Here is a 20,080-nt window from a genome sequence, read left to right as displayed (position 1 = left end):
GGCTTTAATACTGAGCTACCTAAGTAACTTCAACTGTTTGAATTTGTTGTTCTTTAAATTTTTGTTTTTTACGTGCCATTTTTTTCAAAGGAGGGCATTTTTCATCATTAAAGTAAGTGATTTGGCAATCTAAACAGTAATGACATTCACGCATGTTGATTGTGCCATCGGGGTGTATGGCTTGAATCTCACATTCTTTTGCACAGGTTTTACAGGGCTGGCCACATTCAGGGCGACGCTTTAGCCAGTCAAATAATCTAATGCTGTTGCCGGTAGATAATGCCGCGCCTAACGGGCACAAATAGCGACAGAAAAACTTACGCGAGAATACGTTGATAAGTAGCAACAGTAATGCATAAATGATGAACGGCCATTCGCGATCAAATTTTAATAAAAATGTGGTTTTAAAGGGTTCTATTTCAGCAAATTGCTCTGCCAGTGCCAGTGAATCTAAAGATAAACCGAATAACGCGAGCAAAATAAGGTATTTAATTGCCCACAAACGTTCATGCACGGCCCAAGGAAGTTCAACCTGAGGAATTTTAACGTGTCTAGCTACAACATTAATTAATTCTTGTAATGCACCAAATGGGCATAACCAACCACAATATACTGCTCGTCCCCAGAGTAAAATAGTTGCTGCAGCTGCACCCCACAGAATGAAAATTACCGGATCTAGCAAAAACAAATCCCAGGAAAAATCTGACATGAACGCTTGTAAAAAGGTGAAAACATTTACTATTGATAATTGCCCACCCCAAGACCAGCCAATAAATACGACAGTGACAACTAGAAAACTATGGCGGAAATTATGTAAGAAAGTAGGGTGGCGAACTAAAACATCCTGGAAAAATAGAGTGGCCAAAAGAGTTAACAGCAGGACAGCTAAAATAATTACTTCAGTATTTTTTTCTTGCCAAACTTCTTGAGTCAGTGTTAATTCTGGTTCAGGGTAAATCAAAGGTGGACGTTCAACGTATTTATCTAAGGTATGATAATCACCCTTAAAAGAAGTAAATAAACTATCAACAGCACCTAATTGACGACGTACAAGTAATTCTAATTGCCAATCAACACCGGGGTTAAATTCATGTTGTGCACGCACAATAAATAGAGACATTTCTTGAAATCGAGGAGCGCCATTAATAAGAATGTCTGAAACGCGATTATGATCTAAATCTCGAAAAGCGAATGCTTCACCATTCTGCAAAATTTGAATGCGATCGAAAATCCCACCGCGTACATAACCCGAGCCTTTATATGAATAACCATTCCCTAGCAGAGCAATGGCGTGCTCACCCTCTTTAAGGGTACTCATTAACCATCGATATTCACTTTCCCCTAATAAATTGCGGCCTACCGATGGAATATCAGCTTGGGCAAAGTATATTTCAGCAAACATATCTTGTTTCTGCTCTGGTGTTGCTTCATCAATATGTTCTACTTCAGTACCAACAAAAGCCTCATCGACAGTGTTTCTGTTTAACGTTAATTTGCGAATTGAACCATCACCCACCAGCGTTTGCCAGTCTGCTTTTTGATAAACACCAGGATGAATGGTAGACATAGGTTGGATAATTTCTTGGCTAGCTTTAATTATACCTAAAGAGCGCGCAACTTGGGTTGCTGCTTTAGTAATGGCAACATTCATCACCATAACAGTAACGGTTGCCCCTGAAAGCCCATCAATATGAATCACGCCTTCTTTGTTGTTACCGCCAACTTTTAAACGGTCACTAACGTTTAAACCGTCATATTGATCTGCAAATGCATAAAGTTTACTTTCAGGGATCCCGGCAAGAATAATAGGTTCATGATGTTCAAGCACTTTTGCGCCAAGGTAAACTCCTTCAGGGCTAATAGCTACTAACATATTTACTGGTTCGCCTGAATAGGCTGGAATTTTAGCTAAGTCATTAGTTTCAAAAGCATAACCGATAATTTGTTCATTTTTTTCAATTGACCAAATCGGTACATTTCCCGATTTTTCACCTATGTGAGTTGCGGTCGGAAATATTTGCTTTATTAATGGTATTGGGTCTTTAGGCGGACTAACAAATAAAGCTTGAGTTGGAGAGATAAAAATAAATAGAAATGCTATACAGACCAAAAATTGGATTGATTTTATTTTTTTTAGTATGTTCATCAGCATATCGTTGTGAAACCTTAAATATGAGCTTACAACAGATCCTATATATTTCCACTGTAACCATTTTTAAATAAGTCTACGCTTAAGTATTTTTGCCTGGCTGATCTAGATCAAGTAAATGTTAATCAAATGTATTGCCGTGATCGTGATTTTATTTGTGTCTATTTTAACGTAGGTTAGTATATTGTTTGAGGGGGTGTTTCTTAGGCTACATTTAATAACAGTTTATTATTATTCAAATTGTAAAGTTATTGTTATTATTAATAAAAATAATGTTGGAGAAAATATAAATGCATAAGTTAATAATAGCTTTATTCGCGTTAACTTTATCAGCCTGTGTACAGGTTAATACTGAAGTAGAAAACGCTAGTTCACAACTCGCAATCTCAAGTATTCATGATCATGATATTGCTCTTGACGAAAACTCGACCTATGCATTCACACCTTTACAAGAAGGTGAGCAAGGGGCGACCTTTCCTTTAGTTACTGCTGAAATTGAAAAGTATTTGGCCGTTAAAGGTTTTAAGCAAGTCACTCCAGAGCAAAATCCAACATTTTATATTGGCTATATTCTCGAACGTGAAGAAGATTTATCAGATGAACAGTTATCAGAAACGTTTGGTTTAAACCCAGGCTTACCTGATTTACCTAATCTAGATAAGGGCACTATGTTAATGTTTGCACTTGATGGCGAGTCAAAACAATTCGCGTGGCGCGCGGCAGCTCAGGGGTTTATAATCGAAGATATATCTCCGGAAGAACGTCACTTAAAGGTTCAGCAACTAGTAAATTCAATGTTGCACCAGTTTGTTAACAAATAACAACAAGTCAACGCTAAAATACTACACTTTCTTTAAAAGTGTCTGTAACTAATTTATATTTAGCGGGCGACTTTCGTCAGATGGTGGGACCAAACTATTCAACTCTTCATCTATAAAAACTATGAATCGCGATTCTTTTTAGTATGAGAAAACGATGTTCACTGACTGGTTTAATGAAGCGTTCTCTAAAAAGTAGACAATAATAGTTAGGACAAGAGATTTGAGCTTGTTGATATAATACTGCCACTTTAACAGCGGCATAAAATATGCTCATTAACTCGGGCTTTCATGGACAATATTAATTGATTTAATACCCTTATCTTTTAGTGAGTAATGATAAATGAGCGTTAGTTTAAGAAAAGTAGATTTAAATTTGCTCAATATATTTTCAGAGCTGATCAAGGATCCTCACCTTACTAATACAGCTAAACGATTAAATATGACGCAACCAGCTGTATCTATGGCATTACAACGTTTACGTTCTTTATACGGTGATTCATTGTTTATCCGTGAAGGCAAAAAAATGAAGCCTACAGCACGAGCATTAGAAATATCTCCTGATATTGATAAAGCTCTTGCCTTAATGAAACAGACTCTACCAACTAACAATAGTTTCGATCCTACTACTGCAAATGCTCATTTTAGAATGAACATTTTTAATTATGCAGAACAATTATTTGCTGCCGAGATAGTTGAAAAACTTCAACTTGTATCACCAAGGTCTTCTTTATTTATTTCATCAGAATACATGGTTGATCCCAAAAAATTGCTTCGAGATCGTCAAACTGACATTCACATTGATTACAGCCCGATTATCCATTCAGACTTCAATTCACAAGAAATAAGCCGTGATGAATTGGTTATAATTGCTAGGGTTGACCATCCGAGGTTAAAAGACAATAAAGCCATTTCAATGGCAGAATATTTACATGAAAAACATGCCATCGTATTAAGTTCCGATGGCACTGAGCTTTTGCCTGAAAATTCAATAGTAAATTTTGATGATATAAAATCCAGCCGAAAAGTTGGTTACCATGGCTCGTCAACCTTAGGTGTTTTATCAATGGTAACTAAGTCTGACATGATCACTTTAATCCCTAAGCATTTGATAAAAGCGATTAATCAATATAGCGAAATTTTACAGTTTAGCCCGCCATTTCAGTGTAAACCATTTATTACCTATATGAGTTGGTATGTTGGCATTCAATATGAGCCTAGCCATCAATGGTTCAAACAGTTTTTGATTGAAAGCACTCAAGATTATCGCGAGTAAAAAGGAGCTAAAACCCATAGAGCTATAACCTATAGGTTTTTAAGTAATAGACACTAAAACTCCACCCGAATACTTGCCGCTAGTGTGTCAATTTCAGCACCAAACTCGTAGTTAACACCTACATCAACATAATCGAATACGCTATAATATGCACCTACTCTAGCGCTGAATTCAGAGCCATTCTGGTTATATAAATGCTTAAGCGAACCTTCTATTTCAGCATCAGTAAATAACTGATGCCTTAGGCCAATAGTTGCACTATAGCTATAGATAGTATCGTCAAAGTCATTTCCTTCATCACCAATAAAAGTTGCTTTTAATTTGTCTACAGCAAGTTCTGTATACCAGTCTGTATCAGTATTTAATGACTCAAAATATCCCACTCCTAGGTAATAGCTTTTAGAGTCAACATTGAAGTTTTGTTGAGCAGAAATATCAGCATCAGATTTCGCATAAAGAACCTTTAAATAGACGTTATTGGTCATTTCAAAGGATGCTTGCAAACCAAATCCTGTTAAGGATTCGTCGTCAAGTTTGTCAGCTTTGGAGTTAATACTGGCCGCTTCAATATATTGGTAAGAAAAGTCATGTCCGTCAACGGTTTCTGCAGTGCTTGAAAGTGAGATAAACGGTACACTTAACATCGCTAGGTATAATGCACTTTTAGTAAAATTTTTCATGGGGAGCCTTTAATAATAATGTTTATATGCCATGTTTTTAAGTTAGCGCCCAGTCTCTGGGCGTTAATAAAACGGCTAATTTAAAGTTGGTAAATGAGGATTAATAAAAGTATTAATCTAGAAGAGTTTTGGCATAACAGGGATAGCGAAGAAGCGAAGTCCATAGTCAGGTCCGAACATATCGTTTTTCTTGACGTAATAGTAAGTTTCTATGCCTAGTCTAATCGGCATTTTTCCTATTGTAGTTGTTTTATCGATACCTAGGCCAATCGGAATCGAAAAGCGATCACCGCCTTCTTTATTCCAATCAACTTGGATGTTCGGAGCAAAGCCAACTTGAACACTTGGCGATATTTTATGACGAAAAACATACTGAATATCGGTTAAAGAAATATCTTCTTCTTTACCATTAGCATCTCTAAGATTTGAGCTGCCTACCCCCTGAAAATGCTGAACAACTGCACCATAAGTATTTTGTTCGCCAATTTTCAAAGCAACAATAGCTGGTCCTACAGCTGTTTGATCAGCTCCTAAGGTAGTCAGTGAATCCTCCTCTGCTGTTGGAAACATTGACGTAAATCCGCCACCGATAACCCAGCCATTAACCGTTGACTTAGGTCCTAATGCTGCCAGTAGCCCAGTAGCCCAGTATCACCTAAGCCACTTTCTCGCTCTAAGCCAGGTGCTTCAATAGACATATGTTGAATAGTCGGCCGAATGATCAAGTTATAGTCTTTAGATATATCAAACGACATTACAGGTTGAAATTTCAAGCTATTGATTTGGTAGTTATTGTCATTAGCATCTTGAAAAGATGTATAGTCATTTTGTAAAAATAATAGCCAAAGATCAGCTAGCGGGTTATTCAACTTCTTTTGAATATTAGCTAATTCTTCATCGCTTAATTGGTCATTTGATGACTGTTGGCTAGTTGTTTCTTCAATAACCTCCGTTGTAGCGAAGTTGTTGTTGGTTTTTGCAGATATATTCCCAGAGAATATGCAAACCGCTAGTAGTGGCAAAAGATATGTTTTCATTCTATTTCCTTTAAATAATTCTTTAATTAATAAACTTGCCGGGAGTTTATGGAAATAAGTTAACGAATAAAAATCAATTAAATAGAGCCTAATCATCAATTGTATTGATGATTACTTGGGTGGATTTCAGTTTTTTGATAAATAAAAAAGTGAGTCTTAGACTCATCTTTATTGTTTCTCCAAGGATATTACTAAGGCTATTCCCAACGATAGGCCCAAGCGATAGCGTAAACAACAGATGCGTTACCACTGTTAGTTGTTACAATCTTGAACATGAAGAAGGTATTTCAGATGAAGAGCGCCATTTAAAGGTACAGAAATTGGGAAATTCAATGTTGCACCAGTTTGTTAACAAACAACAACAAGTTGACACTAAAATGCTACACTCTAATTGAAACTTTCTTCGATAAGTGTCGGTCTATATAATTGAATAATTATAAATTTATGAGGTAGTAGGTATGAATAAAATGATAAAAGTCATTGCGGCTATAATGTCACTTTCGATGTTTACTGTGCCTGCTTTTGCAGGACAAGCTGAGATCGATTGGGTAGAACCAGATAAGTTTACTGATATTAGACCTGGAAATGAATCACGCAGTAATATGCAAAAACGGGTATTTAAAGAGTTAGAGCAGCATTTTTCTGAATTAGCAGAAAAATTGCCTGCAGAGCAAACATTAAAAATTTCTGTTACAAACTTAGATCTTGCCGGCGATATTCGTTATATGGTTGGCCCAAATAACTCAACAATCAGAGTTGTTGAAGATTTATATTTCCCAAAAATGAAATTTGATTATCAACTAGTCAGTAGTGACAAGTCGATAATCAGTACGGCAAAAGCCGATATAAAGGATATGTCGTTTAATACCGGCGTACGTCGCTCAATGAGCTCTGAAGCGTTTTATTATGAGAAGAATATGATCGATGATTGGTTTTATAAAACCTTCCCGGAAACGAAAGAAAAGTAGATAGTTAGATTTTATCAATAAAAAAAGCCCGGTTATTACGGGCTTCTTTGCTTATAGATAACTAATTGACTTGGTATTAATCCCAGCGATAGGCCCAAGCAACAGCATACACAACAGAATCGTTACCTCGGTTTGTTGTCACGCCTTTATTAGCAAGAAATTTGATACTATGTTGACTGTTTAACGCTTTACTGTAGGTTATACCTGCTCGATAATTCTCAGCTTTATTCGCTGTTTGCCTACCATCTACAAATGTGTCACCACCCCAAAAATAATTACCATTCAACGATATCCATTGCCCTGGTCCTATATCGTAAATTAGGTGCGATTGAACATTATAGATAGGATCCTGTTCAAATTTTTTACTTCCTTGTAAGTCATTGTTATCAGTGGATATTTTTGCTGAAACAGATAAGTCTAATTCCCACGAGCCAAAAGGTATTGATGTACCTATTTCTGGTTTGAAAAACCATCGGTTGGCACCAATATTCAATATGTATTTGTCATCATACTGACCAGTAGGTGCACTCACTTGCAAACTTCCGCCAATTACTATTCCTTTTGGCTGCTTAACAAATTCCTTCATGGTTTTTGCTTTTGCACCATAAAAATTGTAGTTAAGCCGTACTCGAGTATCTGTAATACCGCAATAATCCCTTGTAGCGTCTTCTCCTAAGTAAATTGCTTCACCATGTGAACACGCTTGCCCGACATTAATATCAAATTTTGATGCATTACCAAATAACTCAAACGTACGAGCATAGGCGATTGCCGGCCCATCAATTTCTAAAGTGAGATCTTCAACAGGAACATCTGGAGATGTATACACATCTCCCTCAGTATAAATGTATAAGGCCCCAAAAAAATTCTGACCAATAGGCAAATCAATATAAGAACGAGGATCAAGTTCTTGGGAAAAGGAGGATGTGCATTGCAATAGTAAACAAGCAACTATTATTCTTTTTATGTTATTACTCAAGGTATTCCCTTACAGACAATTTTTATTTTTGATATAGCGTTTCAAACTCGCTCATTACTTTAAATAACTGCTCAATTTTCTTAACCAATGAAACTAGCAATTGCTGGTCTTTATTTTGCTGCCATTGCATTAGTTCATCGGCGACTTCTTCAATATATGGCTGAAAAGTCATTGCGGCACATTTAAATACTGATCCTTTTGGAAAAATGGCGCTGAAATTACCTTGCTTGTCTTCTTTAAGTTGTGCCAGAGCACTATCGGCAATAATAGAACGTTTCAGCAGTTGTGAAATATTATCAATCAGTTGTTGTTCAATTTTAAGCATCATAATGAGTAGTTTTCTTGTTTATATATATAAATATTGAATTTAATTGTCATTATTATGACAAATTAATTGCAGTCTTGTTAGCTTCGCCAGCAATTTCTTGCACTAATTTAGGCATTAAAAAGCCTGGAAGAGTCGCCATCATCTGCTTTGCTATCTGTATAGCTTTTTCAGTAGGTACATCAAAGTGAGCTGCGCCGGCTACCGGATCGAGCAAATGCAAGTAGTAGGGCAGTATACCTACAGAAAATAATTGTTCAGATAGCTCACAAAGTGTGTTGCTGTCATCATTAATATTTTTTAATAAAACACTTTGATTTAACAGTGTTATACGTTTTTTTCGTAGAGGCTCTATAGCACGATTGAAAGTTTCATCTATTTCATTGCTATGATTTATATGAAATACCATCACCGGTTTTAATCGACTCTTCGTCAACATTGTCACGAATTCAGTTGTGATTCTTTGTGGGATCACAACAGGTAATCGGGTATGAATTCGTAATCGCTTTAAGTGCTTAATTTGATCTAATTGCTCAATTAACCATGCTAAGTGGTTATCCTTTGCCATTAAGGGATCGCCACCACTAAAAATTACTTCATTAATTTCATCATGAGTTTTTATATACTCTAATGCTTGCTGCCAGCGTTGCTTATTGGGACTGTTATCTTCATAAGGAAAGTGTCGACGAAAGCAATACCGACAATTAACCGCACAACCTGATTTAACAATCATTAATACGCGGTGCTTGTACTTATGCAATAATCCTTCGGCTACTGTGTCGTGCTCTTCTAAAGGGTCAGTAACATAGCCATCAACATGTTTATGTTCAGCTGAATGGGGCATAACCTGCTGCAGTAAAGGATCGCTAAAATTGCCTTTTTCCATTTTATCAATAAATGGTCTTGGTACCCGAACAGGGAAAAGTTCACGGGCAGAAAAATGAGCACAGTAGTTTTTATCGTCTATTTCTAATAGCGATAACAGCTCTTTTGGGTCGGTAACAACATTTGCTAATTCTTTTTGCCAAGAACAGTGCAAATTGCCATCAATCTGCGGTATTATTTGCAGCATTAATTAATCTCTGCTTACTTTTCGTTAAATGCGAATATTAATATACGAATATTAATCTATTAGTGAGTGCAAATATAGTAAGAGAACTCTATGGCTAACTTTAGTACCAACGAATTCAAAAACGGTCTTAAATTAATGATCGATGGCGAACCATGTAACATTCTAGATAATGAAACTGTAAAGCCGGGTAAAGGCCAAGCATTTAACCGTATCAAAATACGTAAACTTATCTCAGGTAAAGTAATTGAGAAAACCTACAAATCTGGTGAGTCTGTTGAAGGTGCTGATGTTATGGAGACTGACTTAGCTTATCTTTACGCAGATGGTGAGTTTTGGCATTTCATGAATAACGACACATTTGAACAAATTCCTGCGGACGAAAAAGCTGTTGGTGAAAATGTTAAATGGTTAAAAGAAGGCGATCTTTGTACTATTACTCTTTGGAATGGCAGTCCAATTACTGTGTCACCTCCAAATTTTGTTGAGTTAGAAGTTACTGAAACTGACCCAGGTCTTAAAGGTGACACTGCTGGTACTGGCGGCAAACCAGCTACATTAAACACTGGTGCCGTTGTACGAGTACCACTATTTATTCAAATTGGCGAAATAGTTAAAGTAGACACCCGAACTGGCGAATACGTATCACGCGCGGGTAAATAGAGGAACTACACTTTCGTCGAAAAAATACACCGTCATCCTGTGCGAGCCAAAGCGAGACACGGGACCTCCTGACGTATGCTGTGGATATAAAAAAATATATCAAACTTTTTATAAGCACGCTATAACTGGATGAGGTCCCATCCAAAAGCATGATGGGATGACGGCGCTCTTTTTCTGATTTGGCGTATGACTCTGTACGTTATCAAATTCTGGGAATATTCCAATGAACTGGCAACCTACGGCTTCATTAGTTAACCTTAAAAAACGTGCTGAGATCTTGGCATTAATTCGTCAATTTTTTACTCATAGGCAAGTCTTAGAAGTAGATACTCAAGCACTTTCACATGCGACAGTAACAGATTTACATTTAGTTAGTTTTGAAACTCAATTTATTGATACTGGTGCAAATGCAGAGTCAGGTAAAACGCTTTATTTACAAACATCGCCAGAGTTCGCGATGAAACGGTTATTAGCTTCAGGAAGTGGTTGTATATATCAGATTTGTAAAGCCTTTCGTAACGAAGAATCCGGGCGCAATCATAACCCTGAATTTACTATGCTGGAATGGTATCGAATTGGCTTTGATCATTTTGATTTAATGGCTGAAGTATCCGAGTTAGCAGAATTAGTCCTAAAGTGTAAACCCGCCGAGCAAGTGACTTATCAACAAGTGTTTATTAACTTCGTTGGCATTGATCCATTACAGTGTAGTTTAGATGATTTGAAACAAGCCGTTATAGATCATAAATTAAATGCCGATTGGGTTCTAAAAGAAAATAATTTAGATACATTATTACAATATCTATTTGTTGAATTAGTTGAACCAAATATTGGTAAAACAATTCCATGTTTAGTTTATAACTTTCCTGCTAGTCAGGCATCACTTGCTAAAGTAAGTAATACCGATAGTCGAGTTGCTGAACGCTTTGAGCTTTATTTTAAGGGAATGGAACTTGCGAATGGTTTTCATGAACTCACTGATGTAAATGAGCAACGTAGACGCTTTGAAGCTGATAACGACCTTAGAGTTGAGTATAATTTAGCCCCTAAACCTGTTGATGAAAACCTATTGTCAGCTTTACAGAATTCTTTGCCAGGTTGTGCAGGTGTGGCCTTAGGGATTGATAGGTTGTTAATGCTAGCATGTGCAGCAAAAAGTATTGACGAAGTGATAGCCTTTCCTGTTAACAGGTCGTAACAAAAAATAAATGTTATAATATATCATATGTGATATTATCACTGTTCTAAATATTTTATAGGACAGTGACTCACTCATGCTAGATAGACTTGGTATTACAGCAACATCAATATGCGCATTGCATTGTATTTTGCTGCCTGTTTTAGTACCGATATTATCTTTGTTTGGCTTAGAGTTTCTGGGAGATCATGAATCAGAGCATATCTTTTTATTTGTAACCTTAATTCTTGGTTCAATAGCACTTTTCTCTGGTTTTAAACGCTACCATCGTAAAATCTATCCGTTCTACCTATTATTTTTAGGCGGCTTTATCTATTGGCATAAGCACAGTGTTGATGAAAGTTTGCAGCCAGTTATGATTATCGTTGGTGCATGTTTTTTAATTGCGGCCCACGTTGTAAATTTAAAGCTTTGTAATAACTGTAGAACTTGTAGCGATCACGAGTGTGGTGGCGAGTTAGAATAAACTTAATGTTTTGTATTAATAAATGAAAGGGGGAGCTAAATAGCTCCCCCTTTCATTTATATGAGTTAGAAACGTTAATCTTGTAACTCTTTTAACTTCCTAGTTAGGGTATTGCGTCCCCAGCCAAGTTTTTTAGCTGCTTCTTGTTTATGACCATGAGTAAAGTTTAGTGCTCTATCTAGACATATTTTTTCAAACTCAGGAATAGCGGTTGACAATATATCAGTGGAACCTTGGTTTAGCTTTTCATCTACCCAAGATGATAATTGTTCTTGCCATCCACCACTTGTTTGTTCCGAAATAGCAGTAACAGGGTTCTTTGATAGCTCTTCTGGTAAATCATCTTCTAATATTTCTTGGCCACTAGCCATTACAGTTAAATAGCGACAGGTGTTTTCCAGCTGGCGGACATTGCCAGGCCAATCACAACGTTGCATAAATTTAATTGCATCGCGTGAAATAGATTTACACTCAACTCCTAGTTCATTAGCCGCTAGGTTTAAAAAGTGTTTAGCCAATTGTTCGATATCTTCTTTTCGTTCTTTTAAGCTTGGAATATGTATACGGATCACATTTAATCGGTGAAAGAGATCTTCACGAAACTCTCCTTTATTTACTCTGTCTTCAAGGTTTTGATGCGTTGCAGCTATGATCCTTACATCAACCTTGATTGGATTGTGTCCACCGACGCGATAAAATTGACCATCGGCAAGAACTCGCAATAAACGTGTTTGCACATCAATTGGCATATCGCCTATTTCATCCAAAAACAATGTACCGCCATGAGCTTGTTCAAAGCGACCTTGACGAATTGAGTTTGCACCAGTAAATGCTCCTTTTTCATGGCCAAATAGTTCTGACTCAATTAAGTCTTTAGGAATGGCTGCCATGTTCAATGGAATAAATGGATTTTTCTTTCTTGGGCTATGGAGATGTAAAGCATGTGCGACCAATTCTTTACCTGTACCAGACTCACCATTAATTAACACGCTAATACTTGAACGTGAAAGACGGCCAATAGCCCGAAACACTTCTTGCATTGCTGGCGCTTCGCCAATGATTCCAACTCCATTTTCTGTTTTGGTAACAATGGCTTTTTTGGCGTTTTGCTCTTGCGCGTGGATTAACGCTCGCTTAGTTAAATTTAAAGCATCATCAATATCAAAAGGTTTAGGTAAATATTCAAATGCACCGCCTTGATAAGCATTTACGGCACTGTCTAAATCGGAATGGGCAGTCATGATAATTACCGGTAAATCTGGAAATTTATCGTTAATAATACCGAGTAAAGTCATGCCATCCATTTTCGGCATGCGGATATCAGAAATAATCACTTCTGGCTGGTTATAGTCAATTGCAGCTAATAAATCATCGGCATTACTAAACGAGGCACAGCTAATGTTTTCTCCTTTCATAGCGCGCTCTAATACCCAACGTATTGAGCTATCATCGTCAACAATCCAAACTTGTTCTGAGTTCATGGTTATACTCTCTTCGGTAAAGGCAATAAAATGGTAAATTCAGTGCGACCAGGGTAACTATGACAGGATAATTTCCCTTTATGTTGGTGTACTAATGTTTGCGCAATTGATAGTCCCAATCCCGTGCCATCAGCTCTGCCAGAAACCATAGGGTAAAAAATGGTATCTTGTATGTCAGCAGGAATACCTGGCCCGTTATCAATAATTGATATTTTAATGGCTAACTTAACTTTTTTTCCATTAATGGTTTGGTTGGTGGCAATCCTAGTTTTTAGCTTAATAATACCGCTCTCATCAAGGATCTGCGTCGCATTTCTAATAATGTTGAGCAAGCTTTGTTGTAGTTTCTCAGTGTCAATTTCTATATCGGGAATTGAAGGGTCATAATCTCGTTCTATTTCAATATGTTTGGCATTATCTAAACTGACTAACTGACGGACCTTTTCTAGAATTTCATGAATATTGTGCACTTCAAGTTTAGGTAATTGGTTAGGCCCTAACAGACGATCGACTAAATTGGTTAACCGGTCGGCTTGCTCAATTATCATTGAAGTAAACTCTTGTTGGTCAGGGTTAAGTTCTTTGTCGAGCAATTGAGCTGCACCACGTAAACCACCAAGCGGATTTTTAATTTCGTGAGCTAATCCTCTGATCAAATCTCTTGCAGCTTCCCATTGTTGTTCTTGAAAAACTTCTGCACTGATCTGTTTTTGTTTATCGATTTGTTTGCATTCTAAAAGGATATGCTCTTTACCATCAAACAGAGCTGCCGAAGCTGTTACTTCAATGGTAATGTGATAGTTTTCAATAAACTCTAATACAACGTCTGAATCGGTAAAGTCTTGGCCGGTAACCAGAACTTGTTCTAAGCGCTGGGATGTTATTGAACAGTGAGTGAAAACATCGAGAAATCCTTTCAGATATAAACGATTCAAGCTTTTTGAAAATAATGCTTCAGCGGAAGAGTTTAAATATTGAATATTTAAGTTGTCATCAATTATTACAACAGCAGTAACAAGCTGTGGTACTAGATGTTGAGCATAAGTAGCTCGGATCTCTTTTAAACTAGCGTTGGTGTACAAGGTAATCTCCAATGCACCAAGTTGGTGCGACCATTTATAGCAGTTTAATAAATAGTCAGGTGTTTTGCACCTAAATAGAGAAAATTAGATTAATTAACCCTAGCTCGATGCAAGTAAACAGTTCTTTCTTTAGAAGATGCAATAACCTTGCCTTGATTGTTAAGAAGCTCTAATTTTATTTTATGTTCGCCGCGATCAACATCTCGTAAGATAAATACTGAACGGGTTTGAGGCTCTCCATGTACTTTGCCATTCATTAACAAACGCACTTTGTATCCACGCTTGAAAACAGGGGCAACTCTACCTGAGATGTAAATGGAACCTGAATTATCGCGTATGGTGGCATGATCTTCAGGTTGAGATATTTGGACTTGGTATTCTTCCTGTACGACTCTTGGACTAATATCGAGCACAGTAGTATTAACAGAAGAAATAACCGTTTGTTTATTCTTTATTTCAATTTCTTCGGCAATCTCTTCAGCACCCGGTTTAGGGCTATCAGAATACACCAAGTCACCACTTGCATTGCGCCATACATATATCTTTGAAGCAGTTGCAGGTGCCAGTAGTGTTAAAAACAGTATTACAAAAACTGTATACTTTGCCATCGATTAAAATGTTCCTTTTTAAATCGTCACACTAAATGATAGATTCATCAGTTAGTTATTAGTATCTAATTTAACTAAATATTTACCATAGTGCTAGTAAATTGCTATAAAACTTTATTATAGCAGTTTTGTTATTCTGTGCTCTTTGCAATAATTACAGAACGTCACCTAAAACAAAGAAGCCCGCATTAGCGGGCTTCTTTCTTATTTATGTTTTAAGTTGCGATTAAACGCTGTAGTACATATCAAATTCTACTGGGTGAGTTGTAGAGTTTAATAATTCCACTTCTTCACGTTTAAGACCAATGTAAGCATTGATCATATCGATATCCATTACACCACCAGCAGTTAAGAAGTCATTATCAGCTTCTAGTGAATCAAGTGCTTCTTCAAAAGAAGAACATACTTGTGGAATTGCTGCTGCTTCTTCCGCTGGAAGGTCGTATAAATCTTTATCCATAGCATCGCCAGGATGGATTTTGTTTTTGATACCGTCAAGGCCAGCCATTAACATAGCAGTGAAGCCTAAGTAAGGGTTCATTGTAGGATCAGGGAAACGAACTTCGATACGCATTGCTTTCGGGCTTGGCACAATTGGAATACGAATAGACGCTGAACGGTTACGTGCAGAGTATGCAAGCATTACAGGTGCTTCAAAACCAGGAACAAGACGTTTGTATGAGTTAGTTGATGCGTTAGTGAAAGCATTAAGAGCTTTAGCATGCTTGATGATACCACCAATGTAGTAAATAGCATCTTGCGATAAACCGCCGTATTGATCACCAGAGAACAAGTTAACACCATCTTTCGCAAGTGATTGGTGAACGTGCATACCAGTACCATTATCACCAACTAGTGGCTTAGGCATAAATGTCGCTGTTTTACCGTATGCGTGCGCAACGTTATGAACAACGTACTTATAAATTTGAACTTCATCGGCCTTTTTAACCATAGTGTTAAAACGACAAGCGATTTCGTTTTGACCAGCAGTTGCTACTTCATGGTGATGTGCTTCAACAACTAAGCCCATTTCTTCCATTACTAAACACATTGCTGAACGTAAATCTTGTGATGAATCAACAGGAGACGTTGGGAAGTAACCGCCTTTAACACCAGGACGATGTCCCATGTTACCTTCTTCATATTCAGTACCTGAATTCCAAGAAGCTTCTTTATCATCAATCTTGTAGAAAGAACCTGACATATCAGTGTGGAATCTAACGTCATCAAAAACGAAGAACTCTGGCTCTGGACCAATTAATACAGTGTCAGCAATACCCGTTGAACGCATGTACTCTTCAGCGCGGTTAGCAACTGAACGAGGATCACGGCTGTAACCTTGCATAGTTGCAGGCTCAACGATGTCACAACGTAGGTTCAGTGTTGCTTCTTCAGTGAAAGGGTCCATAACAGCTGTTGATGCATCAGGCATCATTACCATGTCTGATTCGTTAATGCCTTTCCAACCCTGGATTGAAGAGCCATCGAACATTTTTCCGTCTTCAAAAAAATCTTCATCAACTTGGTGATGAGGAATTGAAACATGTTGTTCTTTACCTTTTGAATCGGTAAAACGTAAATCAACGAACTTTACGTCGTTATCTTTGATTAGATCTAATACTGCTTGTGACATGAACGTCTCCGTAATTATTCTGCAGGTTAATATTAAAATTTTACTTGGTAATCTATAAGCCAGAATTGTGCCAACTTTACATACGCTGAATTATAAGGTTTTTTCTAATGCATATTAATCGCTTTGCACCGCGGTGGTGCAAAAAGTGATCTTTATGGTGCGTGCCTTCTTTATTTATTGATTTATAACTATAACGAATATAAATCAGGCATTCTTTGTGATAAATCACTTTCGGTCTTTTGATTTAACTTTTAAAGACTGTTGATTCACGCTTTACTAACTGAGGAATATATTTATATTCGCTACTAGAATCAATATCTACATTTTTATTAGATAACTGCAATGCTAGAAAAGCTGCTTTCTTTGCCATTTTCTCAATAGGATAATGCAGGGTAGTTAATTTAGGTCTTGAGTATCGAGATAACAATACATCATCAAAACCAATCACAGAAATATCTGACGGTACTTTAAAGCCATTATCTTCTAATGTAGAAATTGCACCAATAGCCATAGCATCGTTGTAAACAAAAATCGCTGAAAATGGTTTACCTTTAGCAAGAATTTTTTGGGTGGCAATTTCTCCACCTTGCAAATTAGGCTCGCCGTACTCAATAAGCTCATCATCTATAGTTAAGTTGGCAGAATTTAGTTCATCAGAAAAACCTTGTAAACGCATTAGGGGATCATCAATCTGATATTTACTACTAATACATGCAACATCACGATGTTCTAAAGACATCAAATGCCGTGCAGCTATACGGCCACCTTCTTCATTATCTAACCAGATGCAGCGATGAGAAATTTGCTCAATATAACGATCAATTAACACTAATCCGGGTACTTTATCAGCTAACTTTAATAAGTCGTCATTAGCAATTTTTTTACTGTGTAAAACAATCACGTCACATCGCCTTTCAATGAGTACATTAATCGCTTGTAATTCCGACTCGGCAGAGATTAAACCCGTACTAAGTAATAATTGCATATTATGTTGGCGGGCAATTTGATCAACACCATTAGCTAAAGATGCGAAAAATGGATCAGTAAGATCAGGTATAACAACACCTATAGTGGAGCTTTTCTGTGTTACCAATGCCCGTGCATTCGCATTAGGTGTATAGCCTATATCAGCCATAACCTTTAAAACCCTCGTTCGAGTCTTATCACCAACTTTCGGGCCGTTATTAGCAACCCTAGAAACGGTCGCTATTGAAACGCCTGCTACTCGAGCAACATCTTTAATAGTAGACATAGGTAAACGTTTTTATAATTAACATGGCTTAATAATAACCCTATTTAATAAAGGAATAAAAGGGAACTTTTGATATTTATGTAAAATGCACTTGCCAGATAAAGTGTAAACGTTTACCTTATGGTTAATCCAGTGTAAATGAAAATTAGAGAATTGTGTATATGGATACTAAATTTGATCCTACTGAACACCCACATCGTCGGTATAATCCATTAATTAATGAATGGGTGTTAGTTTCACCGCATCGAGCCAAACGCCCTTGGCAAGGACAAGTTGAAACATTAGATGAAGATGTTAGGCCAAGTCATGATGAAAGCTGTTTTTTATGTGCAGGTAACACTCGTATAAATGGAGAGATTAATGAAAATTATAGTGACACTTATGTTTTCACTAATGACTTCGCCGCATTAAAGCAAGATACACCGCTAGCCTCAAGTGATGACCCATTATTTAAAATGGCAACTGAGCAAGGTGAAAGCCGAGTGATATGTTTTTCTCCAGATCACAGTAAAACTCTGCCACAACTTTCTCAGCAAGCAATAATTAATATTGTAAATACTTGGCAAACTCAATGTGAAGAGCTAGGCAAAACATACAATTGGGTGCAAGTTTTTGAAAATAAGGGCAGCATGATGGGCTGTTCAAACCCTCACCCTCATGGTCAAATATGGGCACAGCAACAATTACCTACTTTGGTAAATAAAAAGCATCAGGCTCAAAAAGATTACTACAACAAATACGGCACTAATTTATTGCAAGATTACGCGATAAAAGAAGTCGCTAAGCAAGAAAGAGTAGTTGTACAAAATGCCGACTGGGTAGTTGTTGTACCTTATTGGGCGGCATGGCCATTTGAAACATTGTTATTACCTCGTTTTTCTGTAACTCGAATGACAGATCTGAGCGAATCTCAAAAGGCATCTCTGGCTGATATCATTAAAAAAATTACGATTAAATACGACAATTTATTTAATAGCTCATTCCCATATTCAATGGGATGGCACGGCGCTCCTTTTGATGGTGAAGGCCATCCTCAGTGGACGTTACACGCTAGCTTTTTTCCACCTTTACTGCGCTCAGCTACTGTTCGCAAATTTATGGTTGGTTATGAAATGATGGCAGAAGCGCAACGTGACCTTACTGCCGAACAAGCGGCACAAAGGCTACGAGACTTACCTAATGTGCATTACAAGGACAATCAATAATGAGTCAAAATGAAATGGTAAAAGACTTGTTTCAGCAAAAGTTTAAACAAGCCCCACAATTAATTTGTCATGCACCAGGGCGAGTAAATATTATCGGCGACCATACCGATTATAATGATGGTTTTGTGCTGCCTGCCGCGATTAATTTTGGTACTACAATTGCTGCATCTAAACGTACAGATAATGTTGTTAGAGTATTTGCTTATGATTGTAATCAAGAAATGAGCGAGTTTCGTTTAGATGATATTAGTTTTGATCAAGATAAAATGTGGAGTAACTACGTTCGCGGCACATTACAGGTTTTATTAAAAACATATCCACATATTCTTGGTGCAGACATCGTTGTTGCGGGCAATGTACCGCAGGGTGCTGGCTTAAGCTCCTCTGCTAGTTTTGAAATTGTTATCTTAAAAACCTTTGCAAGCCTTTATCAACTAGATTTAGATGGCATAAAAGCTGCACAAATGGGGCAACAAGCTGAAAACGAATTTGTCGGCTGTAATTGTGGCATTATGGATCAACTAATTTCGGCTATGGGTAAAAAAGACCATGCGATGTTGCTAGATTGTCGTGATTTGTCTTTTGAAGATGCACCTATTCCAAACGGTCTGTCATTATTTATAGTGAACTCTAACGTTAAACGTGGCTTAGTCGATAGTGAGTACAACTTACGTCGAGAGCAATGTGAACAAGTGGCAGCATTTTTTAATAAACCAGCATTGAGAGATGTTTCGATTGCTGAATTAAAGGCTAAAAAATCTGAAATTGCCCCCGTATTGTATAAACGTGCTCACCATGTTGTCAGTGAAAATGCTCGCACAACTGACGCATTAATCGCATTAAAAAACCAAGATATGGCATTAATGAGTAAGCTAATGCTAGCTTCTCACAATTCACTACGTGATGATTTTGAGGTGACTACCAAAGAAATGGATGGTTTGGTCGAAATGGTTGCAGCTGAGCTAGGCGCAAAGGGCGGTGTGCGTATGACTGGCGGAGGTTTTGGTGGCTGTATCGTTGCCTTAACACCAACATCAATGTTGGAAAAGTTAACTGAAACTGTTAATAATAACTATTCGAAAAAATTTAGTTTACAGCCAAGTATATATATTTGTGTTGCCAGCCAAGGCGCATTTAGATAATAACAATCACCATTAATAATTATAAAAAATATAAATAACGAAAGGGTAG

General features: G+C 37.2%; 20 protein-coding genes. 8 read left to right on the top strand and 12 right to left on the bottom strand.

The genetic code is table 11. The annotated features are described in order from the left end of the window. Positions 1-19 precede the first annotated feature (19 nt). A complete protein-coding gene (nosR, locus tag RGQ13_RS17010; RefSeq protein ID WP_348390931.1) occupies positions 20-2,146 on the bottom strand; it encodes a transcriptional regulator NosR in 2,127 nt (708 codons plus the stop codon). Positions 2,147-2,439: 293 nt separating this feature from the next. Here nosR and RGQ13_RS17005 point away from each other — a divergent pair, with 293 nt between their 5' ends. Then, a complete protein-coding gene (locus tag RGQ13_RS17005; protein WP_348390930.1) occupies positions 2,440-2,970 on the top strand; it encodes a DUF4136 domain-containing protein in 531 nt (176 codons plus the stop codon). A 340-nt stretch (positions 2,971-3,310) separates the two neighbouring features. Continuing rightward, complete coding sequence (locus RGQ13_RS17000; RefSeq protein WP_348390929.1) at positions 3,311-4,243, top strand: LysR substrate-binding domain-containing protein; 933 nt, start codon at positions 3,311-3,313, stop codon at positions 4,241-4,243. Positions 4,244-4,296: 53 nt separating this feature from the next. Here RGQ13_RS17000 and RGQ13_RS16995 read toward each other — a convergent pair whose 3' ends face one another. From RGQ13_RS16995 to RGQ13_RS16985, 3 genes are all read right to left on the bottom strand, one after another. Beyond that, on the bottom strand, positions 4,297-4,923 hold the full coding sequence (locus RGQ13_RS16995) for a hypothetical protein (protein ID WP_348390928.1): 627 nt from the start codon (positions 4,921-4,923) through the stop codon (positions 4,297-4,299). Positions 4,924-5,040: 117 nt separating this feature from the next. After that, positions 5,041-5,493: a hypothetical protein gene (locus RGQ13_RS16990; protein WP_348390927.1), complete on the bottom strand. Its 453-nt coding sequence runs from the start codon at positions 5,491-5,493 to the stop codon at positions 5,041-5,043. Positions 5,494-5,543: 50 nt separating this feature from the next. Continuing rightward, the gene (locus tag RGQ13_RS16985) at positions 5,544-5,960 is read right to left on the bottom strand and encodes a hypothetical protein (protein WP_348390926.1); all 417 of its coding nucleotides are present in this window, start codon (positions 5,958-5,960) and stop codon (positions 5,544-5,546) included. A gap of 458 nt (positions 5,961-6,418) precedes the next feature. Here RGQ13_RS16985 and RGQ13_RS16980 point away from each other — a divergent pair, with 458 nt between their 5' ends. Next, on the top strand, positions 6,419-6,928 hold the full coding sequence (locus RGQ13_RS16980) for a DUF3016 domain-containing protein (RefSeq protein WP_348390925.1): 510 nt from the start codon (positions 6,419-6,421) through the stop codon (positions 6,926-6,928). A gap of 76 nt (positions 6,929-7,004) precedes the next feature. On the opposite strand, the gene RGQ13_RS16975 is transcribed toward RGQ13_RS16980, so the two are convergent. From RGQ13_RS16975 to epmB, 3 genes are read right to left on the bottom strand one after another with little or no spacing between them, the layout of a single operon-like run. Continuing rightward, complete coding sequence (locus RGQ13_RS16975; RefSeq protein ID WP_348390924.1) at positions 7,005-7,907, bottom strand: transporter; 903 nt, start codon at positions 7,905-7,907, stop codon at positions 7,005-7,007. Positions 7,908-7,929: 22 nt separating this feature from the next. Continuing rightward, positions 7,930-8,235 (bottom strand): hypothetical protein, encoded by a 306-nt coding sequence (locus tag RGQ13_RS16970; RefSeq protein WP_348390923.1) that lies wholly within the window; start codon positions 8,233-8,235, stop codon positions 7,930-7,932. 52 nt (positions 8,236-8,287) lie between these two features. After that, on the bottom strand, positions 8,288-9,304 hold the full coding sequence (gene epmB, locus RGQ13_RS16965) for an EF-P beta-lysylation protein EpmB (protein ID WP_348390922.1): 1,017 nt from the start codon (positions 9,302-9,304) through the stop codon (positions 8,288-8,290). 90 nt (positions 9,305-9,394) lie between these two features. Between epmB and efp the strand changes: the two genes are divergently transcribed. From efp to RGQ13_RS16950, 3 genes are all read left to right on the top strand, one after another. Then, entirely contained in the window at positions 9,395-9,964 is a 570-nt protein-coding gene (gene efp, locus RGQ13_RS16960) for an elongation factor P (RefSeq protein WP_348390921.1), read from the top strand. A gap of 223 nt (positions 9,965-10,187) precedes the next feature. Further along, positions 10,188-11,162 (top strand): elongation factor P--(R)-beta-lysine ligase, encoded by a 975-nt coding sequence (epmA, locus tag RGQ13_RS16955; RefSeq protein WP_348390920.1) that lies wholly within the window; start codon positions 10,188-10,190, stop codon positions 11,160-11,162. Between the two features lie 76 nt (positions 11,163-11,238). Continuing rightward, a complete protein-coding gene (locus RGQ13_RS16950; protein WP_348390919.1) occupies positions 11,239-11,628 on the top strand; it encodes a MerC domain-containing protein in 390 nt (129 codons plus the stop codon). A 74-nt stretch (positions 11,629-11,702) separates the two neighbouring features. On the opposite strand, the gene glnG is transcribed toward RGQ13_RS16950, so the two are convergent. The 5 genes from glnG to RGQ13_RS16925 form a co-directional block, all read right to left on the bottom strand. Continuing rightward, the gene (glnG, locus tag RGQ13_RS16945; protein ID WP_348390918.1) at positions 11,703-13,109 is read right to left on the bottom strand and encodes a nitrogen regulation protein NR(I); all 1,407 of its coding nucleotides are present in this window, start codon (positions 13,107-13,109) and stop codon (positions 11,703-11,705) included. A 2-nt stretch (positions 13,110-13,111) separates the two neighbouring features. Next, a complete protein-coding gene (gene glnL, locus RGQ13_RS16940) occupies positions 13,112-14,191 on the bottom strand; it encodes a nitrogen regulation protein NR(II) (protein WP_348390917.1) in 1,080 nt (359 codons plus the stop codon). A gap of 89 nt (positions 14,192-14,280) precedes the next feature. Then, the gene (locus RGQ13_RS16935; protein WP_348390916.1) at positions 14,281-14,799 is read right to left on the bottom strand and encodes a DUF4124 domain-containing protein; all 519 of its coding nucleotides are present in this window, start codon (positions 14,797-14,799) and stop codon (positions 14,281-14,283) included. Between the two features lie 226 nt (positions 14,800-15,025). Further along, positions 15,026-16,432, bottom strand: coding sequence for a glutamate--ammonia ligase (gene glnA, locus RGQ13_RS16930; protein ID WP_348390915.1), 1,407 nt, complete (start codon positions 16,430-16,432; stop codon positions 15,026-15,028). A gap of 244 nt (positions 16,433-16,676) precedes the next feature. Next, positions 16,677-17,684, bottom strand: a complete 1,008-nt coding sequence (locus tag RGQ13_RS16925; protein ID WP_348390914.1) for a LacI family DNA-binding transcriptional regulator — start codon at positions 17,682-17,684, stop codon at positions 16,677-16,679. 161 nt (positions 17,685-17,845) lie between these two features. On the opposite strand from RGQ13_RS16925, the gene RGQ13_RS16920 reads away from it, so the two are divergent. Beyond that, positions 17,846-18,889, top strand: coding sequence for a UDP-glucose--hexose-1-phosphate uridylyltransferase (locus RGQ13_RS16920; RefSeq protein ID WP_348390913.1), 1,044 nt, complete (start codon positions 17,846-17,848; stop codon positions 18,887-18,889). Further along, the gene (galK, locus tag RGQ13_RS16915; protein WP_348390912.1) at positions 18,889-20,031 is read left to right on the top strand and encodes a galactokinase; all 1,143 of its coding nucleotides are present in this window, start codon (positions 18,889-18,891) and stop codon (positions 20,029-20,031) included. The genes RGQ13_RS16920 and galK overlap by 1 nt, the downstream gene beginning before the upstream one ends. Positions 20,032-20,080: the final 49 nt, after the last annotated feature.

The organism is Thalassotalea psychrophila (assembly GCF_031583595.1).
Taxonomy (GTDB): domain Bacteria; phylum Pseudomonadota; class Gammaproteobacteria; order Enterobacterales; family Alteromonadaceae; genus Thalassotalea_A; species Thalassotalea_A psychrophila.
This window is presented reverse-complemented; position numbering and strand designations above follow the sequence as displayed.